Origin of the sequence: Candidatus Stoquefichus sp. SB1, from assembly GCF_001244545.1 — a bacterium.
Classification (GTDB): Bacteria; Bacillota_I; Bacilli_A; order Erysipelotrichales; family Coprobacillaceae; genus Stoquefichus.
On the sequence record NZ_LN852694.1, the window covers coordinates 559,308 to 576,445 of the forward strand.

The window sequence follows — 17,138 nt, forward strand, 5'->3', positions numbered from 1 at the left end:
AAAATAGTTATATAATATATCACTAGGAGGTAATTAATATGGCAGATTTAGAAATGTTAAAAAAGATCAGTTTAGTGAATGGGATTTCAGGTTATGAAAAACAGGTAACACGTCTGATGAAATCATATATTGAGGATTGTGTTGATGAAATACAATATGATCAATTAGGAAGTTTAGTTGGTGTCAAAAAAGGTGAAAGTGATTTAAAAGTCTTATTAACTGGGCATGTCGATGAAATTGGTTTTATCGTTAAAGATATTGATGAAGGTGGATTTATCAAAGTTCAGCCAGTTGGTGGATGGATGGGACAGAATTTACCATCTTCACTTATGTGTATCACAACACGTGATGGTCGTGAAATCAAAGGTGTTTTTGGTTCAGTCCCACCTCATGGTAAATCATTGGAAGAAAGAAATAAAGTTGTTGATCCTAAGGATTCCTTCTTAGATATTGGTGTTTTAAGTAAGCAGGAAGCTTTAGATTTAGGGATTCATAAAGGTGATCCCATAACACCTGTATCAGAATTTACAGTCATGGGAAATGAAAAATGTTTGATGTCAAAAGCATGGGATGATCGTATTGGAGTTGCAGTGATTATTGAAGTTTTGCGTCAATTAAAAAATGAAAGTATTTATCCAACGTTATATGGTGCTGGAACTGTTCAGGAAGAAGTTGGTTTACGTGGAGCCAAAACAGTTGGTCAGATGATTAAACCAGATATTGCGCTTGCGATTGATGTCACATTCTCACAAGATTTACCTGGTGAAAAAGGTGATGTTCGTTTAGGCAGTGGCGTGGCCTTAAGTGTTATGGATGGAAGTGTCATAGCACATAGTGGGCTATTAAAAGCATTGGAGAATATTTGTGAAAAGCATCAAATTGCTTATCAGTTAGATATGATTGCGGCTGGTGGAACAGATTCAGGCGAATTAAGTAAAGTAGAAGCGGGTGTTATGAATATCACCCTCTCTATTCCATCACGTTATATGCATTCTCATCATACAATTATTAATTGTGATGATTTTGATGCGACAGTTCAATTATTAGTGGAATTTATCCGTGCACTGAATCAAGATTTATATGTTGCAATGGTTGAGGATAAAAGATAATGGGTGCACTCATTTTAGAAGGTGGAACATTTCGTCCCATCTTCTCAAGTGGGGTCATGGATGCATTGCTTGATACAGGTGTAGAGTTTCCCTATGTTATTGGTGTTTCAGCAGGGATTACTGATGGTTTTTCATATGCTTCAAAACAAACACGACGTAATTATGATATTCTTATGAATCATCGACACGATAAGCGTTATGTTGGACTTCGTAATTATATAAGTGATAAAAGTCTGTTTGGATTGAAATTTGCTTATGAAACCATTCCTAATGATCTCTATCCTTTTGACTGGGAGACGTTTTTAAAAAATCCAATAGAAATTAAAGTTGGTGTCACAAATGTAGAAACTGGTCAATGTGAGTATTTGGATGGTAAAAAATTAGATCAGCAATGTACAATGTTAAAAGCAACATGTGCCATTCCTTTTGCATTTCCAATTATTCATCTTAATGGAAAAGGTTATTATGATGGTGGGATTTGTGATCCTATACCAGTTAGAAAGGCTATGGCAGATGGTCATGAGAAAATGCTGATTGTTTTGACAAGGCCAAAAGGTTATCGTAAAAAATTATCGCGAGCAAATGTTTTGGCAAGTCGTCGTTTAAAGAAAAGATACCCACATCTGGTTAAACCGCTTTTAACAAGGCATGAATTATATAATGAAACATTGGCTTACTGTGAACAGTTAGAGCAGGAAGGTAAGGCTATTATTTTAAGACCTACTGAGGAAGTTCAGATTGATTCTTTTGAAAAGGATTTAGATAAGATTGATCGTATTTATCAATTTGGTTATCAACTTGCTATGGAAAATATGGAAAGTATAAAAAAATTGCTTTTATAGATATTTTTTTGACATTTTCACACACTTTTAAAATAATGTTTTGTCAATTATGTTTTATGATAGTAAATGTAAAAACAATACATAGAGAAAGGAAGATTGTAAAATGGAAGATATGGATAAAAAAGCTTTTGAAGAAAATGAAGAGTTTAATGAACATATAAATGCTTATCAATCTGATGAAAATAAGCCAGGTCATACGAAGAAAAAGATCAATGGAAATCTTATCTTTAAAGTGGTTATCATTGTTTTATTGGTTGTTTCTTTAGGATGTAATGGTTTCTTGATGTATAAGGTGTTAGGAACATCTTCTTCAAATGGGTCAACATCTAACAATAAGGTTCAAACAATTAATTATGATGTGAAAACAGATTTAACAGATGTCATTAAAAAGGCAAAGGAATCAACTGTTGGAGTTGCTGTTTATCAGAATAATAAATTATCTGGTAGTGGTAGTGGTGTTATTTATAAGGTTAATGGTAAAACTGTTTATGTTATTACGAATCATCATGTTATTGATTCTGCACAATCTATTGAAGTTATCTATTCAAATGGTGAGTCTGTAAAGGCTGAGTTAGTTGGTAGTGATCAATATGGTGATATTGCTGTTTTAAAAATGAATGTTAACTTTGATGTTACTGCTTTTAAAACAGGGGATTCTGATTTGTTAGATCCTGGTGAAACAGTTATGGCTGTAGGAAGTCCTTTAGGAATTGAATATGCTGGAACAGTTACACAAGGTATTGTTTCTGCTGCTAAACGTACTGTTTCTGTTGATTTAAATGGTGATGGTAAAGAAGACTGGGATATGAATGTTATTCAGACAGATGCAGCTATTAATCCTGGAAATAGTGGTGGTGCTCTTGTCAATGCTGTTGGTGAATTGGTTGGTATTACTTCAATGAAATATTCTTCAGAAGAAGTAGAAGGTATGGGATTTGCCTTACCAATTAATGATGCAGTGAAATTAGTTGAAGAAATTATTTCAACTGGTAAAGTCAATCGACCTACATTAGGTATTTCTGGATTATCATTAGATGGTTATTCATCTTATGAATTGTATATGTATCGTATTCAAACAAATTTAAATAAAGGAATTTATGTTGCAAGTGTACAAAGTGGTTCAGCAGCAAGTAGTGCAGGTATTGAAGTTGGTGATGTTATTACAAAATTTGATGGTGAAGAGATAGAATCATACAAAGATTTCTTGACAAAACTTTATTCTAAAAATCCTGGTGATACTGTGAAATTGACAATTAATCATGGTGGTTCGACATCAACAGTTAATGTTAAATTAGGTTCTTCATAATAAGGAAAGACGAAAGCTCTTTCCTTTTTTGTGTAAAAAATATATAATGTGAAAAGGTGATGATATGAATAAAGAGATAAAAAGACAATTAATCCTTTCTATGGTATTGCTGAGTATGTTCGTTATGACACTCTTTTTTTGGTATGATAATTTTGTATTTCATACATATGTAACTACAAGTGACTATCAATATTGTTTTGCAGGTGGTAATGAGGATTTATCGATAGGTGGCTATGAATTTTCTAAAGATCATGGTGAAGAAAAATATGGTGGAGCAAGAATTGTAGCATTAAAAGATCGCTTTTTATTAGAGAATGATCAAGTGACTATTGATTTTGTTATCCAGTATGATCAACAGGAAAAACGATTAACTCATCATTTTGATGTCAAAAGTGACAATGAAGTTTTATTTATGGATGTTGAAAAAACAAATGAATCCCTTTTGACAGATAAGATATCTACAGCACAATGTGAGGTTGTTGTTGAACGTGATCATCAAAAAGTGTATGAACAAACCATAACAATGCAAAAACAAGATATTGTTGTTTATAATGGTGCGAATAAAAAATATGCTTTACAAAATATTTATGCAACCAGCTCATGGCTGAAAACAGGTGATTTTATATCAACTAATCAGCATATTTCCCAACAATATCCATATGTGATTATTGATTATTTATATTTAAAAGAAAATGGCAATAGTGATAATCTTAATGATTATGAACGTTTTGCATATGTGAAGGGAAAAACACAGGATATTTTAGATGGAAAAAATAAATCAGTTGCTTTTTTTGATGATAAGGGCTCATTGTTAGATAGAGAATTACGTTGTGTGGTGACGCTTATGGAAAGTGAATCACAGAGTCAGGGGTATACTTTTGTATTGAATTTAAAAGGTGCAATTAAGGCGGTGGAGTAGATGAAAAATAAAAAGGATATTGTGACGATTTATATGTTAAGAAATGCTTTTGCGACATTGATGACAGCCTTTGTGTCTTTTATGATATCTTTAATGAATTTTTATCATTGTCCATTTTCTGAAGCATTACAAAGATTGTTTGTGTTTGATATTTATACAACTCTTTATTTTTTGTTGTTGTGGGTATTTGATTATATTGTTTTTGAAATTTCTAAAATTGTATATGATATCTATGAAGAAAAGGTGACTTTTTTACCTTGTATTGGTTTATGGATTTTATGTGTTTGTATTTTCTTTGCACCAATTCTGGATTTATTTCAATATAATCTTTGTATTTTATTTATCTTAATCAGTTTAAGAATGATTAAGGAAATGTGGAAAAGAACGCCAGAATTGTTTTCTTGGATTCATAAACTTATTGGTAAAGTGAAAAAAAGACCAGAGACTGGTCTATAATAAATGAGAAATATTTTGGAGAAATTGTTGTTTAGAATTTGAATCTAATGAATTGTAATATCGTTCAAATAATACACCTAAACCAACGAGAATTGTTTCTTCTTTAGAAGCAATGCCATCATCTATTGTTTGTTGTAGTTGAGAGGCTGAAAAACCTTTTAAATTATTTAAGAGCGCTTCACGCATTTGCATATCTATCATCCTTTCTTATATAATATGGGATAATCAAAAGGAGTTTATACAGAAGTTTTATGAAAAGTTACGAAATTCAACTTGGACAAGAGGTTTATCATTATGATGTCATCTATAAACGTATGACATCACTTCGCATGCGTGTTAAAGAGGGAAGAATTGTCGTGAGTGCACCTTATTATACACCACGTGCATTGATTGAAGATAATTTACGTCAATATCAAGAAAAGCTAATTCCACTCATACAGAATTATGAATCTTATGCATGTTATTGTGATCAGGGTTATGTTGATATTTTTGCTTGCCGTTATGTTTTAGTGAGCAGAGATGTAGGAAAATGGCAATGTGAGAAACATGGTCAATCTCTTTATGTTTATCATAGGCAAATTGAACAGTGTGTTGAAAAATATTTAAAACAAGTTTTATTGGATTATATTGAAGAAAAAGTGATTGCATATTTGGCATATGATTTTGATTTGGATATGCCTCATATTGAAATTAAGAAATATAAAGGGCGTTGGGGCAGTTGTTATTATCAACAAAATAGAATTTCTTTTAATTTGTCCTTAGTACATTTAGAGAAAGATTTGATAGATTATGTGATTGTTCATGAACTCACTCATTTTTTACAGGCAAATCATTCATCACAGTTTTATCAGGAAATTGAAAAGAGAATGCCAGATTATAAACAACGTATCAAAAGGTTAAAGGAGAAACATGTATGATTACATCTTTACAAAATGAAAAAATAAAAGAATTGATGAAACTCAAACAAAAGAAGTATCGTGATGAAATGAATTTGTTTTTAGTAGAAGGATTTCATTTGGTTGAAGAAGCTAGAAAGAATGGCTGTATTCAAACTCTCGTTACAACTTTAGATGATGATTTTGCTGAAGATACACTTTATGTATCTGAATCTGTAATGAGTAAACTGGCTTTTACAAAATCACCTCAACCAATTATGGCAGTTTGTCAAAAAAACAATACTTCAAAAATATTGCAAGACGGAACAAGATATTTATTGTTGGATAGAGTTCAAGACCCTGGAAATGTTGGGACAATTTTACGTTCAGCATTAGCTTTTGGATATGACCAAATCATTATGTCACTAGATTGTGTGGATTTATATAATGATAAAGTGATACGGGCAACTCAAGGAGCCCTTTTTCAGATGAATGTTTGCATAATGGATTTGAAAGATGCTATTGAATGTCTGAAGAAACAAAATGTTTTGGTTTATGGAACATGTTTGTTGAATGCGAAAAGCATTGATACATATTCAAATGAAAAAAAGATGGCTTTTGTAATGGGAAATGAAGGACAAGGAGTTTCTCAGAATATTTTAGATTTATGTGATCAGCTTGTTTATATTCCTATTCAATCAGTTGAGTCATTAAATGTGGGTGTAGCAGCAGCTATTACTATGTATCATTTTAGAAATGAATAGTCAAAGGAGATAGCAATCATGAGTGTTGATATAACGATTTATCAAAAGGGAATTTTTAAAAAGAAATTAAAGCTTCAAGATATTTTAATGGAGCAATTTGGCTATGGACGATACGATCAAAATTATGTTCTTGTTCCTGATGAAAGAAGTGAAAATGAAATCATTATTTATCATCCAGATCATATAGCAAGAGGAATAAGCGTTGTTTGGCATGAAGAGGAAACTTCGCAGGTGAGTTTACATATGCTTTTGCCAACGACAAATGAAGAAATTGATGATTTATATTGTTTGATTCAACATCTTTGTCGATTATGGAAAGCATCTACATTTGTACAGGATGGGACTGAAAGAAAACTGTCAGATATTGAAAAATTGAAATCAGAGATAAAAGAATTTAATTATGAAACTTTAAAAAGCTTTTTAACTGAACATGAAAATGGAAATTTCTTTTGTACTATGTGGCCTTACTATTTCCGCTCTCAAGACGTTCACTATTGGCTTGAAGATAAATCTTTAAAGGCTTTTGCTAAGGATTTGCATCAGAATCAGCAACGTGATTTGTATTATGCAAATGCCCATATGTATCAGGATCCTCAAAAGAATATTTTAGGTGTTTATACAGTCACTGCAACTGTGGATACAGTGTTTCCATTAAAACCAATGGTTCCCATGTCTTGTATTAATTTTCAGACAGGAGAAAGTATTGAAGCTGATCGTTATGTGGTTGCATTGGTTTCTATTCAAAACAATAAAATGTTAGGAGATATTCCATTTGATGACTTTATTCATGAAATTTCTCATCATGAACTTCATGAGTTTGATAGTGAACATATTTTCTTTGAAGCTTTAAGTGAAGAAGAAATAGAGTCAATTTATTTAAAATATCATGCGGATTCTTCACTGTTATAAAAAAGACTTGTTTTTATGCTGATTTTTGGCTATAATATGAAAAGTAAACACGATGAAGAGGACAAGTAGATAAAGAATTTGTAAAAGAGAGGAAAACAAAAGCTGAAAGTTTTCTTGCAATGCATTTATTGAATTCACCTTGGAGTGCGACTAATCATCGCCGTCAACACAACGTTACTGTGAATGAAGTGCATAACAATGACTTGTTATGAATTAGGATGGTACCGCGATTATAATCGTTCCTAGATGGAACGATTTTTTATTTTGAAGGAGGATATTATGGACGAACTATTAAAGATTCAAGAAGAAGCACTTGGAAAAATCAATGATTGTCAATCTTTAAAAGATTTAAATGATTTAAGAGTCTTCTATTTAGGAAAAAAGGGACCAATGCAAGCTGCTATGAAGTCAATGAAAGATATGACAAAAGAAGAAAGAGCAGCGTTTGGACAAGTTTCTAATAAAGTGAAACAAGATTTGACTGCTGCTATTGAAGAGAAAAAACAGGTTTTAGAAGAAGCTGAAATGAATGAAAAATTAAAACATGAAAGAATAGATATTACATTACCAAGTTATGCTTTACCACTTGGCAGTGTTCATCCTTTATCAATGGTGAGAGAAGAATTAGAAGACTTATTTATTGGAATGGGTTATTCTGTTGCTGAAGGTCCAGAAGTAGAAAGTGATCATTTTAATTTTGAGTTAATGAATTTACCAAAAGGACATCCAGCAAGAGATATGCAGGATACATTATATATTGATGAAAATACTTTAATGAGGACACATACATCTCCTGTTCAGGCCCGTACGATGTTAGAGGCGAATGGTCAAGGTCCAATTAAGATTATTTGTCCAGGTAAGACTTATCGTAGAGATGATGATGATGCAACGCATTCTCATCAATTTAGTCAATGTGAAGGGTTGGTTATTGATAAAAATATTACGATGGCTGATTTAAAAGGAACATTGGAATTGTTTGCAAAAAAGATGTTTGGAGAAAAACGAGAAATTCGTTTAAGACCTTCTTATTTCCCATTTACAGAACCAAGTGTAGAAGTTGATATTTCTTGTCACAATTGTGAAGGGAAAGGGTGCCCAATGTGTAAATATACAGGTTGGATTGAAATCTTAGGAGCTGGAATGGTTAATCCTAAAGTTCTAGAGATGTGTGGTTTTGATCCAGAAGTTTATCAAGGTTTTGCTTTTGGGATAGGATTAGAACGTGTTGCAATGTTAAAATATGGTATTGATAATATTAGAAATTTCTATAGTGGTGATTTAAGATTCTTAAATCAGTTTACAAGAAAGGATTAGTGTATGGAAGCAAGTTTAAAATTATTAAATCAATATGTAAAAGTTGATGATTTTTCAGCAGATGAAGTGGCTGCAAAGTTAACATCAATTGGACATGAAGTTGAAGGAATGCATGTTTTTGCAAGAGGTGATAAGCTTGTTGTTGGTTATGTTCAAACAAAAACAGCACACCCAGATTCTGATCATTTGAATGTTTGTCAAGTGGAAGTGAAACCTGGTCAAGTTACACAAATCGTTTGTGGGGCTCCTAATGTGGAAGCAGGTCAAAAGGTTATTGTGGCATTGCCTGGATGCGATTTGGGAGAAGGTTTTAAAATTAAGGAAAGTCAAGTGCGCGGAGTTGATTCTAATGGAATGATTTGTTCTATTGCTGAGTTAGGAATCGAACAGCGTCTTTTAAAAGAAGAGGATAAAGCTGGCATTCATGTTTTGGATGATGATGCACCAATTGGTGAAGATGCTTTAAAATACATGGGATATGATGATACAATCTTAGAAATTGGTTTAACACCTAATCGTTCTGACTGTATGGCTATGATTTCATTGGCATATGAAGTAGGGGCTTTATTAAATCGTGAAGTGAAATTACCTGAAATTGTTTTGATGGATGAATTAGAAAGCAAGATTCAAGTGAGTGTTGAAACTGATCTGTGTCCTTTCTTTGGGGCAAAGTTGGTTAAAGGTGTAAAGACCAAAGAATCACCTGAATGGTTAAGAACAGCATTATTAGCAAGTGGTGTGAAACCTATTAATAATATTGTTGATATATCTAACTTTGTTATGATTGAAACTGGACAGCCAATTCATATGTATGATTATGATAAATTAAAAACAAAAGGTTTTGTGATTAAAACTGGATTTCATCAAAAAGCCACATTATTGGATGAACAGGAATATGATATTTTACCTGAAGATATTATTGTCTCAACTGATGATGGAATTGGTTGCGTGGCTGGTGTCATGGGAGCCAATGATACGAAGATTGATGAGAATACAGTTAATATTGTGATTGAGGCTGCCACTTTTGATGGACCTACATTGAGAAATACAGCACGTCGTATGAATTTATTAACTGATGCATCTCAACATTATATTAAAGGGGCTATTGATACAGCCAATACAGAGCGTGTTTTAAATCGTTGTGCATCTTTATTGAAAGATTTAGCTGATGCTAAGGAAATCTATAAGAGTGTGACAACACCTTATACACCACAAGAGAAAGTCATTTCATTAACAACTTCAAGAGTTAATGGTTTACTTGGAACATCAATTAGTACTGAAACAATTGCTGATATTTTTACAAGATTACATTTTACGTATCAGTTAGAAGGAGAAAACTTCCGTGTGAGTGTACCAACATATCGTAACGATATGACAATGGATGCTGATTTAATTGAAGAAGTTGCCAGAATGTATGGATATGATTATATTCCTAGTACTCTTCCATATATGGAAATGACAAAAGGGGCATTGAATCCAGTTCAAGATAAGACAAAATATATTAGACATTTATTAGCTGATTTAGGATTACATGAAGTTGTCACATATACTTTAACATCACCTCATTTTGTTAATGATTTTAATTTATTCCATTCATCTGATACTATTGAATTAATGATGCCTTTGGGTGAAGAAAGAAGTGTTACAAGAAAATCTGTCATTCCTTCATTGTTGCAGGCTATTAATTATAATAATTCACATGCCCATAAAGATGTTTGTATTTATGAACTATCAAATACATATTCAAAAGATACAGAAATTCAGACTTTAACTATTGCTTGCTCAGGTATGTATCAAAATGTATCTTGGTTACAAGTGAACCAAAAAGCTGATTTCTATTTGGTTAAAGGATTTGTTGAAACAATCTTTAAGAAATTGTGTATTGAGGAATCTAGATATGTCTTAGAACGTGTTGAAGAAGATAATTCTTATTTCCATCCAGGAAGAAGCGGCTATATTAAAATGGGTAAAGAAATCGTTGGGGTCATAGGAGAAATTCATCCACGTATGGCGAAAAAATATGATGTAAAAGATACATTTGTCGCTGAATTAAATCTATCAGTATTATTGAATTTAAAAACAAGAGCACTCAAATTTACACCGATTCCACAATATCCATCAGTGACAAGAGATATTGCTTTGGTAATGGATGAAGATATTCCAACATATGATGTTGTACGTTCTATTCAAAAGGCAAGTAAACGATTGATTTCTAAAACAGAAATTTTTGATGTTTATGTTGGTGAACATATTGAGGAAGGGAAAAAGTCAGTTGCAATTGCTTTAACATTCCAAGATAATACTAAGACTTTAGATGATGAAACAATTAATGGTGTTATGGAAAATATTCTTGCAGTTGTGGCAAAAGAATATAATGCTCATTTACGTGCATAATAAAAGGGACATTGTCCCTTTTTGAATATAAGAGGAAGAGGATTAAGAAATGAGGAAAATAAGCAAGAGAGGCTATTTAACGATGGCTAGTATTGTTGTTTTGGTAGGATTGATTTATTGTTATTATCAAAGAAGTCATATGAATATTATTCATAATGGAAAAATTGATTTAGAAGTTGGTGAAAGTTTAACATTTGAAGCTGTTGAGTACTTAGATTTGTTATTTTATCTCCCTTTTGAAAAGAATCAGATTTCAAAAGAGGCAAAAGTTCATTTTGAAAATATGGAATATTTAAATGAAGAAAAACAATCTCCCGCTATTGGTCAATATCAGGCATCTGTTGTTTACCGTGATAAGACATATCCTTTTGTGTTAAATGTTCAAGACACACAAGCACCTGTTATAACATGTGAAAAGGAAATTGCTTATCAAGATATGACATTTGAGGTCAATAAATGGATTCAAGTCACTGATAATTCGCAGGAGTCATGTCAGGTGAAGATCATTCGTTCTGATGTGGATACACAAAAAATAGGAAAATATACAATTGAGGTTGAAGCCATAGATTCATCTCAAAATAAAGCCCATGAAATTTTAGAAGTTCAAGTGGTTGATAAAACAGCGCCAGATATTACTTATTCAAATGAACTTGTCCTTTTAGGGGAAACCTTTGATCCATTGAAAAATGTGAAAGCCATTGATAATTTAGATGGTGATTGTACATCCTTATTGAAAGTGAATGGAAATGTTAATACTCAAAAAGCTGGGATTTATCCATTGACTTATGAAGTGGTAGATCAGACAGGAAATAAAGCAGAAGTTGAGCGACGAGTTGTTGTTGCAAATAAAGAGCATAAAATAAATGGGATTCCAATGATTTTACAAAATCCTGGTTATTATAATGGATGTGAATCAGCATCATCTACAATGCTCCTTCAATATCATGGCTTTGATATTTCAATGAAATCAATGGTGAATCAAGTTCCAACAATTGCTTTAGAAAATAAGAATGGTAGACTTTATGGTGCTGATCCACAAGTTGCTTTTACTGGAAGTATGAGTAGAGAAGGATATGGTATCTATTGTCAGCCAATGGTTAGTGTGATAGAAAAAATTGTAAAAAAACAAAATGGTCAGCAAAAAGTTGTTAACTTAACAGGTTCTTCAGTTGATGAGTTACTTGCTTATGTTGCAATGGATTGTCCTGTTCAAGTTTGGGCAACTGCTAGTATGACTGATGCTAAATATTCATCAATAAAAAAGTGGTATGTGAAAACATTGGATGGAGAATATACAGACAAAGTTATTTCTTTTCCAATAGCTGAACATTCATTATTATTGGTTGGTTATAATGAAAACTATGTTTTCATGCATGATCCATTACAGGGAGTCAGACAATATTCTCGTAAAGCTTTTGAAAAAGCTTATCAGAGTATGGGAAGTCAAGCTTTAACAATAATAAAATAAGATTGCACAGTTGCAATCTTTTTTTACTCAACATTTACAAAATCTTTCATTTTGATTCGCTTATAAACTTGAAAAGCAGTTGATGATATTAATATGGCAAGGGCAATGGAGATACCAATGCCTAAAGTTGATAGAAAACTTTCCATGAATAGATCATTTAATCCTTGAACAGCATAAAGCATAGTGTAATAAATGCCACTTCCAGGAACGAGTGGGAAACAACCGACAATAATAAAAATTGTTGCAGGTGCCTTATAAATACGAGCCATCATTTCAGCGAGCAGAGAAACACAAAGCATAGCAATAAAGCTTTGTAAAAATGTATTATGCAAAAATTGAGTTGCTAAATAAATAACCCATCCTAAAGTTCCAATCAAAGAGCCAATAAAAGCAAATTTGATATTTTTATGAATTCTAAAAATAAATGTAAAACCTAAACAACCTACAAATGCTGATAAGCATTGAATGAATTCTTGCATACTATGCTCCTTTCAGTAACATCATCATAATACCAACACCAATGGCGATACTTGCTGCAATTAAGATAGCTTCAATCATACGGGAAAGTCCTGATACAAAATCACCACCAATAATATCTCTCAAACTATTTGTGATCGCAATTCCAGGCACCAATAACATTAATGTTCCTGTTATAACAGATTGTTGGTCAGCTATTAAATTCATTTTCAAAGCAATAATGGCAATCGTTGATAAGACCATGCTAGAGAGAATTGTTCGAACAATTCCATTCATATTTAACATTTCCATTAAGTAAATGAAAAAGTATAAAACAAAGCCAATAAATGCTGACACAATCATTTCATTAAAGCCACCACCAAAGAAAAGACAAAACATAGCAGCAGAAACAATATAACCAATTAAAATCAATTGAAAATTAAGCTTTTGAGATTTGATTTCATTAATCTTTTGACGAATATCAGAAGCATCTAACTCCTGATTGCTGATTTTACGGACTAAATTATTTAATTCATAGAGATGATCTAAATGCGTTCGATTGGTACGAGAGCGTTTAGATGAGTGGTAGGGAGTCCCATCATGTAGTGTCAGTGATAATGTAAAATAGGTTGGAATAGCAAAAACTTCGACATTTTGAAAACCTAATCCTTCACACATACGTTGTAAAGATTCTTCAACACGGTATATTTCTGCACCATGTTTTAATAATAAATAACCTATCTCATTAATCAGTTCTAAAGTTTCTATATCGTTCATGCTTACACCTCACAATACTCATTTATACCATAAAATAAGAGGTCTGCCTAGCCCTCTTTGTAAGAAAATGAAATTCTAAAATGATTCGCCTTTTTGAATATAAGGAATGTGTGAATATTCTTTTTTTATAAAATTTTCTTGATCATGACTTAGCAAAGATAACAGTTTTGTTGCTTTGACTTCTATATCTAAAGCAGGATGCTGATAGCGTGAAATATTGGTGACGATTGTATAAGGGCAGTTCTTTTTGATGAGCGATAAATATTGACGACCTTGGTTATTCATTGCCAAAACTCTAAGATAGTCAATAGACATAGCTTCTTGAATACTTTTTTTGGTATTATTCATGAGTATATGAATCAGCATTCGTTGAATTCTTGGTTTAGTATAGCGCTTAGATAATAAGGCATCAAGGAACTCAGACATAGAATGACATTTTTGGATTTGTGCTATTAAAACATTTTCTAAACCTTCATCAACAAGATGAATATGTTGTAAATCTTTTTTACTGATAGTCAGTAAACGATATTGCAAATATGGATAAAAATCATCAAGATGGTAATGTTCATATTGGTAAAGTTCAGGATGGGGTAAAGAATTCTGAAAATCAAACTGCTGATAAATGGCTTGACGAATAGCTGTTGCACTGGCAATTTCACCTAGATTGTGACTATGGTAATCATTTGTACGTGGAAAGCAATGAGGAATAATAGGATAATGATGAGCGATAATTTCTTTGACATAACTTAAACCCAAAAGATCATTAGGTGTTTTGACTTCCATACCCATGATTTGTTTAAGGGACTGATTACAGGCATCAGGATAGCGCATGCCTTCTTTCATTGCTTTTTTAACAAGGTTATCATATTGAGTCTGATTGTCAAAGATAGCCTTAGCAATATCAATAAATGTTTCAATACGCCCATCTTCGCTTCCAAAACAGATATCAGTGACACCAATCGCATGTAATAAATCAATCGCTCCTCTAGCAAAATAATCAGCACTCTGACATGCATATACAAATGGTAATTCAATTACTAAATCAACGCCAAATTCGATAGCTAAATGACTACGTGTCCATTTATCAATAATAGCTGGTTCTCCTCTTTGAACAAAAGAAGAAGACATAACAGCAATTGTATAATCACATTGTGTTATTTCCTGAGCTTTTTTTATATGATAACGATGTCCGTTATGAAACGGATTGTATTCAACAATGATACCTAATACTTTCATTTCTCCACCTCTTTTTGATAGTTTATCATAGTTTTGTCAATAAGGGTAGTTTCAAGACAAAAAGAATGAAATATTCGCTGAAATATGGTAAAATTTGATTGACATATTTAAGAGTTTTATATATAATTGGCTATGCGGTGTAAAGGGTGATTTTTTTGAAGTGGAATTTACAATGGATTGTGAAACAGAAAGATGGTCGTTTTGATTTTGAAGAAACACTATACTTTCCATCTGAGATGTTCCACAACTTATCTCAAATCAATGGTTTGAAGGATGTGAATGTGACTGGACGAGGACGTCTAGACATGAAAAATCGTCACTTATACGTTGATTTTAAAGTCAAAGGTCAAATGATTCTACCATGTGCCGTATCGTTAGAAGATGTGGATTATCCTTTTGAAATTGAATCTTCTGTTACTTTTGCTTTCTATAAACCGCAAGATGACGAAGACGTCATTGAAGTGAAAAGAGATACAGTGGATTTAACACCAGTGATTTTTCAGGAAATCATGTTGGATGTTCCGATGCGCGTCGTTAAAGATGGTGCAACATTGAAAACCGAAGGCAATGGTTGGAAAGTATTAAATGAAGAAGAGGAACATGAGGATGAGGATTATATTGATCCTCGCTTAGCAAAACTTAAAGATTATTTTAAGGATAAAGAATAAGGAGGTGTACCTATGGCAGTACCACAAAGAAGAGTTTCAAAAACAAGAAGAAACAAAAGAAGAACACATGATAAGTTAACAGTACCAGCTGTAGTTGTTTGCCCTGAATGTGGAGAATACAAATTATCTCATAGAGTATGCAAACATTGCGGAACTTACAACGGACAAAAAGTGTTATAAAAATCTGCCTTCAATAGGCATTTTTTTATTTTATAGACTTTTTATCATCATAAATTGATAGTTATTGAAAATAATAAAAAGATGGTTAAACAATATTGTCATTGTTAGCCATTTTTTAATTATTATTGAGGGATAAAATCGTTATATATGTCATATGTATTGATGATTTCATTTCTTATGAAGAGAATATCTGTTTAAGATCATATCTTATAGATAAACCATGGTTTTCTCATTTAAATTGCTTTATTTTTTAAGAATGGTTTGTTATGATATAAGAAGGTGAGGGGAATTATGAGAACAAAACGAAGTCATACAAAAGGTATTATATTGTTTTTGATGATCTGTTTTATTGTTGGATATTTTGGTTATCGTTTTATAGAAAATCGTGAAATAAAAATCAATAATGATGAAGTTTTGAAAGTGTTTCAACAAGATCAGCATTCACATTATTTTTATTCAAAATTGAATGAAAAAGATCAAGACACATATCGAAGATTGTATTATGCATTTGTTGATTTTAAAACATCTATACCTTTAGAAGAAAAAAAGGTAGAAAAAGTTTCTAAAATCTTTCAAAATGTTTTAGATGATCATCCTGAAATCTATTATGTGAATTCTGAATATCAATATATTGATGGAAAACAATTTATGTTTATACCTAAATTTGATATGAAACAGGACAAAGTGAAAACAACAAATCGTGCAGTTGCTGAAAAAACAAAAGAAGTACTCAAAACAGCGAGTCAACAAAATGATGATGTTGACAAAGCAAAAGTTCTTTATGATTATATTGTTGAAACTGTAGAGTATAAGGAACACTCAGAATTGGATCAAAAAATGACCAGTGCTCTTTTAGATCAGCAAAGTGTTTGTGCTGGCTATGCACGAGCATATCAATATTTATTGCATCAGGTCAATATTCCATGTGCATATATTACAGGTGATACAATTATAGAAACAGAAGATAAGCCAGGCTATGATGGTCATGCATGGAATATGTTAGAAGTGAATGGTGATTATTATTATAGTGATCCAACCTGGGGCGATGCTGATGATGAAGATATGGAACATACATGTTATGGATATTTTTTGATGAATAGTACGGATATGTTAAAAATCTATCAGCCAGATGGAGCATATGAAAAAACATCGTCAGATGATGATTTGTATTTTGAAAGTGTTGATTCTTATATGAAGAGTTATGATGAAAATATTATTTCACATGCGATTCAATTAGGATTAAAAAATAAAACAAGAATAGCTGAAATTAAGTGTGCCAATCAAGCAGTATATAATCGTGTGAAAAAGAACTTAGAATCATCTTATTTGGGTTATCGTTTATTAACAAAAAATGGATGTTGGAGTGATCAGTCACTTTATTATTGTATTGATGAGTTAAGAGTGATTGAATTATATTATTAATTGTTTAAAATTGGAAAAAGATTGAAAAGTAGCAGTTATCTGC

The 17,138-nt window shown here is 32.0% G+C and carries 18 protein-coding genes and 1 other annotated feature; of the genes, 14 read left to right on the forward strand and 4 right to left on the reverse strand.

The genetic code is table 11. The features are described from left to right. Positions 1–38: 38 nt before the first annotated feature. The 5 genes from BN1865_RS06520 (at position 39) to BN1865_RS06540 (ending at position 4,632) form a co-directional block, all read left to right on the forward strand. On the forward strand, positions 39–1,109 hold the full coding sequence (locus tag BN1865_RS06520; RefSeq protein WP_050636438.1) for a M42 family metallopeptidase: 1,071 nt from the start codon (positions 39–41) through the stop codon (positions 1,107–1,109). Further along, positions 1,109–1,951, forward strand: coding sequence for a patatin-like phospholipase family protein (locus BN1865_RS06525; protein ID WP_050636439.1), 843 nt, complete (start codon positions 1,109–1,111; stop codon positions 1,949–1,951). Before BN1865_RS06520 ends, BN1865_RS06525 begins: the two co-directional genes overlap by 1 nt. Positions 1,952–2,063: 112 nt before the next feature. Then, complete coding sequence (locus BN1865_RS06530; RefSeq protein ID WP_232780344.1) at positions 2,064–3,257, forward strand: S1C family serine protease; 1,194 nt, start codon at positions 2,064–2,066, stop codon at positions 3,255–3,257. Between the two features lie 64 nt (positions 3,258–3,321). After that, positions 3,322–4,176, forward strand: a complete 855-nt coding sequence (locus BN1865_RS06535; RefSeq protein WP_050636441.1) for a hypothetical protein — start codon at positions 3,322–3,324, stop codon at positions 4,174–4,176. Then, complete coding sequence (locus tag BN1865_RS06540) at positions 4,177–4,632, forward strand: hypothetical protein (protein WP_050636442.1); 456 nt, start codon at positions 4,177–4,179, stop codon at positions 4,630–4,632. On the opposite strand, the gene sspI is transcribed toward BN1865_RS06540, so the two are convergent. Next, entirely contained in the window at positions 4,627–4,824 is a 198-nt protein-coding gene (gene sspI, locus BN1865_RS06545; protein WP_232780345.1) for a small acid-soluble spore protein SspI, read from the reverse strand. The genes BN1865_RS06540 and sspI overlap by 6 nt on opposite strands. A gap of 59 nt (positions 4,825–4,883) precedes the next feature. On the opposite strand from sspI, the gene BN1865_RS06550 reads away from it, so the two are divergent. The 6 genes from BN1865_RS06550 (at position 4,884) to BN1865_RS06575 (ending at position 12,356) form a co-directional block, all read left to right on the forward strand. Further along, complete coding sequence (locus BN1865_RS06550) at positions 4,884–5,549, forward strand: M48 family metallopeptidase (protein WP_050636443.1); 666 nt, start codon at positions 4,884–4,886, stop codon at positions 5,547–5,549. Further along, complete coding sequence (locus BN1865_RS06555; RefSeq protein ID WP_050636444.1) at positions 5,546–6,271, forward strand: TrmH family RNA methyltransferase; 726 nt, start codon at positions 5,546–5,548, stop codon at positions 6,269–6,271. Before BN1865_RS06550 ends, BN1865_RS06555 begins: the two co-directional genes overlap by 4 nt. An 18-nt stretch (positions 6,272–6,289) precedes the next feature. Beyond that, positions 6,290–7,180, forward strand: a complete 891-nt coding sequence (locus BN1865_RS06560) for a DUF4299 family protein (RefSeq protein ID WP_050636445.1) — start codon at positions 6,290–6,292, stop codon at positions 7,178–7,180. 43 nt (positions 7,181–7,223) lie between these two features. Further along, positions 7,224–7,427 (forward strand) — a binding site (T-box leader). A 32-nt stretch (positions 7,428–7,459) separates the two neighbouring features. Beyond that, positions 7,460–8,494 carry a phenylalanine--tRNA ligase subunit alpha gene (gene pheS / locus BN1865_RS06565; protein WP_050636446.1) on the forward strand — a complete coding sequence of 345 codons (1,035 nt, stop codon included), beginning with the start codon at positions 7,460–7,462 and terminating at the stop codon, positions 8,492–8,494. Between the two features lie 3 nt (positions 8,495–8,497). Further along, positions 8,498–10,888, forward strand: coding sequence for a phenylalanine--tRNA ligase subunit beta (pheT, locus tag BN1865_RS06570; RefSeq protein ID WP_050636447.1), 2,391 nt, complete (start codon positions 8,498–8,500; stop codon positions 10,886–10,888). Positions 10,889–10,937: 49 nt separating this feature from the next. Then, a complete protein-coding gene (locus BN1865_RS06575) occupies positions 10,938–12,356 on the forward strand; it encodes an immunoglobulin-like domain-containing protein (protein WP_082189915.1) in 1,419 nt (472 codons plus the stop codon). Between the two features lie 23 nt (positions 12,357–12,379). On the opposite strand, the gene BN1865_RS06580 is transcribed toward BN1865_RS06575, so the two are convergent. The 3 genes from BN1865_RS06580 to BN1865_RS06590 form a co-directional block, all read right to left on the reverse strand. Beyond that, positions 12,380–12,835, reverse strand: coding sequence for a threonine/serine exporter family protein (locus BN1865_RS06580; protein WP_050636449.1), 456 nt, complete (start codon positions 12,833–12,835; stop codon positions 12,380–12,382). 1 nt (position 12,836) lies between these two features. Beyond that, complete coding sequence (locus tag BN1865_RS06585; protein ID WP_050636450.1) at positions 12,837–13,589, reverse strand: threonine/serine exporter family protein; 753 nt, start codon at positions 13,587–13,589, stop codon at positions 12,837–12,839. 75 nt (positions 13,590–13,664) lie between these two features. Then, positions 13,665–14,825 (reverse strand): nucleotidyltransferase, encoded by a 1,161-nt coding sequence (locus BN1865_RS06590; RefSeq protein WP_050636451.1) that lies wholly within the window; start codon positions 14,823–14,825, stop codon positions 13,665–13,667. A gap of 146 nt (positions 14,826–14,971) precedes the next feature. Between BN1865_RS06590 and BN1865_RS06595 the strand changes: the two genes are divergently transcribed. The 3 genes from BN1865_RS06595 to BN1865_RS06605 all read left to right on the forward strand — a co-directional run bounded on the left by BN1865_RS06595 (position 14,972) and on the right by BN1865_RS06605 (position 17,095). Next, the gene (locus BN1865_RS06595) at positions 14,972–15,493 is read left to right on the forward strand and encodes a YceD family protein (protein ID WP_232780346.1); all 522 of its coding nucleotides are present in this window, start codon (positions 14,972–14,974) and stop codon (positions 15,491–15,493) included. Positions 15,494–15,505: 12 nt separating this feature from the next. Continuing rightward, on the forward strand, positions 15,506–15,673 hold the full coding sequence (gene rpmF, locus BN1865_RS06600) for a 50S ribosomal protein L32 (RefSeq protein ID WP_008790438.1): 168 nt from the start codon (positions 15,506–15,508) through the stop codon (positions 15,671–15,673). A 291-nt stretch (positions 15,674–15,964) separates the two neighbouring features. Then, entirely contained in the window at positions 15,965–17,095 is a 1,131-nt protein-coding gene (locus tag BN1865_RS06605; protein WP_050636453.1) for a transglutaminase domain-containing protein, read from the forward strand. Positions 17,096–17,138 lie beyond the last annotated feature (43 nt).

What these genes read in the sequence shown, in the direction of transcription:
- BN1865_RS06535 (WP_050636441.1), top strand. Translation starts at nt 3,322, where the DNA reads ATGAATAAAGAGATAAAAAGACAATTAATCCTTTCTATGGTATTGCTG.
- pheS (WP_050636446.1), top strand. Translation starts at nt 7,460, where the DNA reads ATGGACGAACTATTAAAGATTCAAGAAGAAGCACTTGGAAAAATCAAT.
- BN1865_RS06525 (WP_050636439.1), top strand. Translation starts at nt 1,109, where the DNA reads ATGGGTGCACTCATTTTAGAAGGTGGAACATTTCGTCCCATCTTCTCA.
- BN1865_RS06530 (WP_232780344.1), top strand. Translation starts at nt 2,064, where the DNA reads ATGGATAAAAAAGCTTTTGAAGAAAATGAAGAGTTTAATGAACATATA.
- pheT (WP_050636447.1), top strand. Translation starts at nt 8,498, where the DNA reads ATGGAAGCAAGTTTAAAATTATTAAATCAATATGTAAAAGTTGATGAT.
- sspI (WP_232780345.1), bottom strand. Translation starts at nt 4,824, where the DNA reads ATGCAAATGCGTGAAGCGCTCTTAAATAATTTAAAAGGTTTTTCAGCC.
- rpmF (WP_008790438.1), top strand. Translation starts at nt 15,506, where the DNA reads ATGGCAGTACCACAAAGAAGAGTTTCAAAAACAAGAAGAAACAAAAGA.
- BN1865_RS06555 (WP_050636444.1), top strand. Translation starts at nt 5,546, where the DNA reads ATGATTACATCTTTACAAAATGAAAAAATAAAAGAATTGATGAAACTC.
- BN1865_RS06580 (WP_050636449.1), bottom strand. Translation starts at nt 12,835, where the DNA reads ATGCAAGAATTCATTCAATGCTTATCAGCATTTGTAGGTTGTTTAGGT.
- BN1865_RS06540 (WP_050636442.1), top strand. Translation starts at nt 4,177, where the DNA reads ATGAAAAATAAAAAGGATATTGTGACGATTTATATGTTAAGAAATGCT.
- BN1865_RS06575 (WP_082189915.1), top strand. Translation starts at nt 10,938, where the DNA reads ATGAGGAAAATAAGCAAGAGAGGCTATTTAACGATGGCTAGTATTGTT.
- BN1865_RS06605 (WP_050636453.1), top strand. Translation starts at nt 15,965, where the DNA reads ATGAGAACAAAACGAAGTCATACAAAAGGTATTATATTGTTTTTGATG.
- BN1865_RS06550 (WP_050636443.1), top strand. Translation starts at nt 4,884, where the DNA reads ATGAAAAGTTACGAAATTCAACTTGGACAAGAGGTTTATCATTATGAT.
- BN1865_RS06590 (WP_050636451.1), bottom strand. Translation starts at nt 14,825, where the DNA reads ATGAAAGTATTAGGTATCATTGTTGAATACAATCCGTTTCATAACGGA.
- BN1865_RS06520 (WP_050636438.1), top strand. Translation starts at nt 39, where the DNA reads ATGGCAGATTTAGAAATGTTAAAAAAGATCAGTTTAGTGAATGGGATT.
- BN1865_RS06560 (WP_050636445.1), top strand. Translation starts at nt 6,290, where the DNA reads ATGAGTGTTGATATAACGATTTATCAAAAGGGAATTTTTAAAAAGAAA.
- BN1865_RS06585 (WP_050636450.1), bottom strand. Translation starts at nt 13,589, where the DNA reads ATGAACGATATAGAAACTTTAGAACTGATTAATGAGATAGGTTATTTA.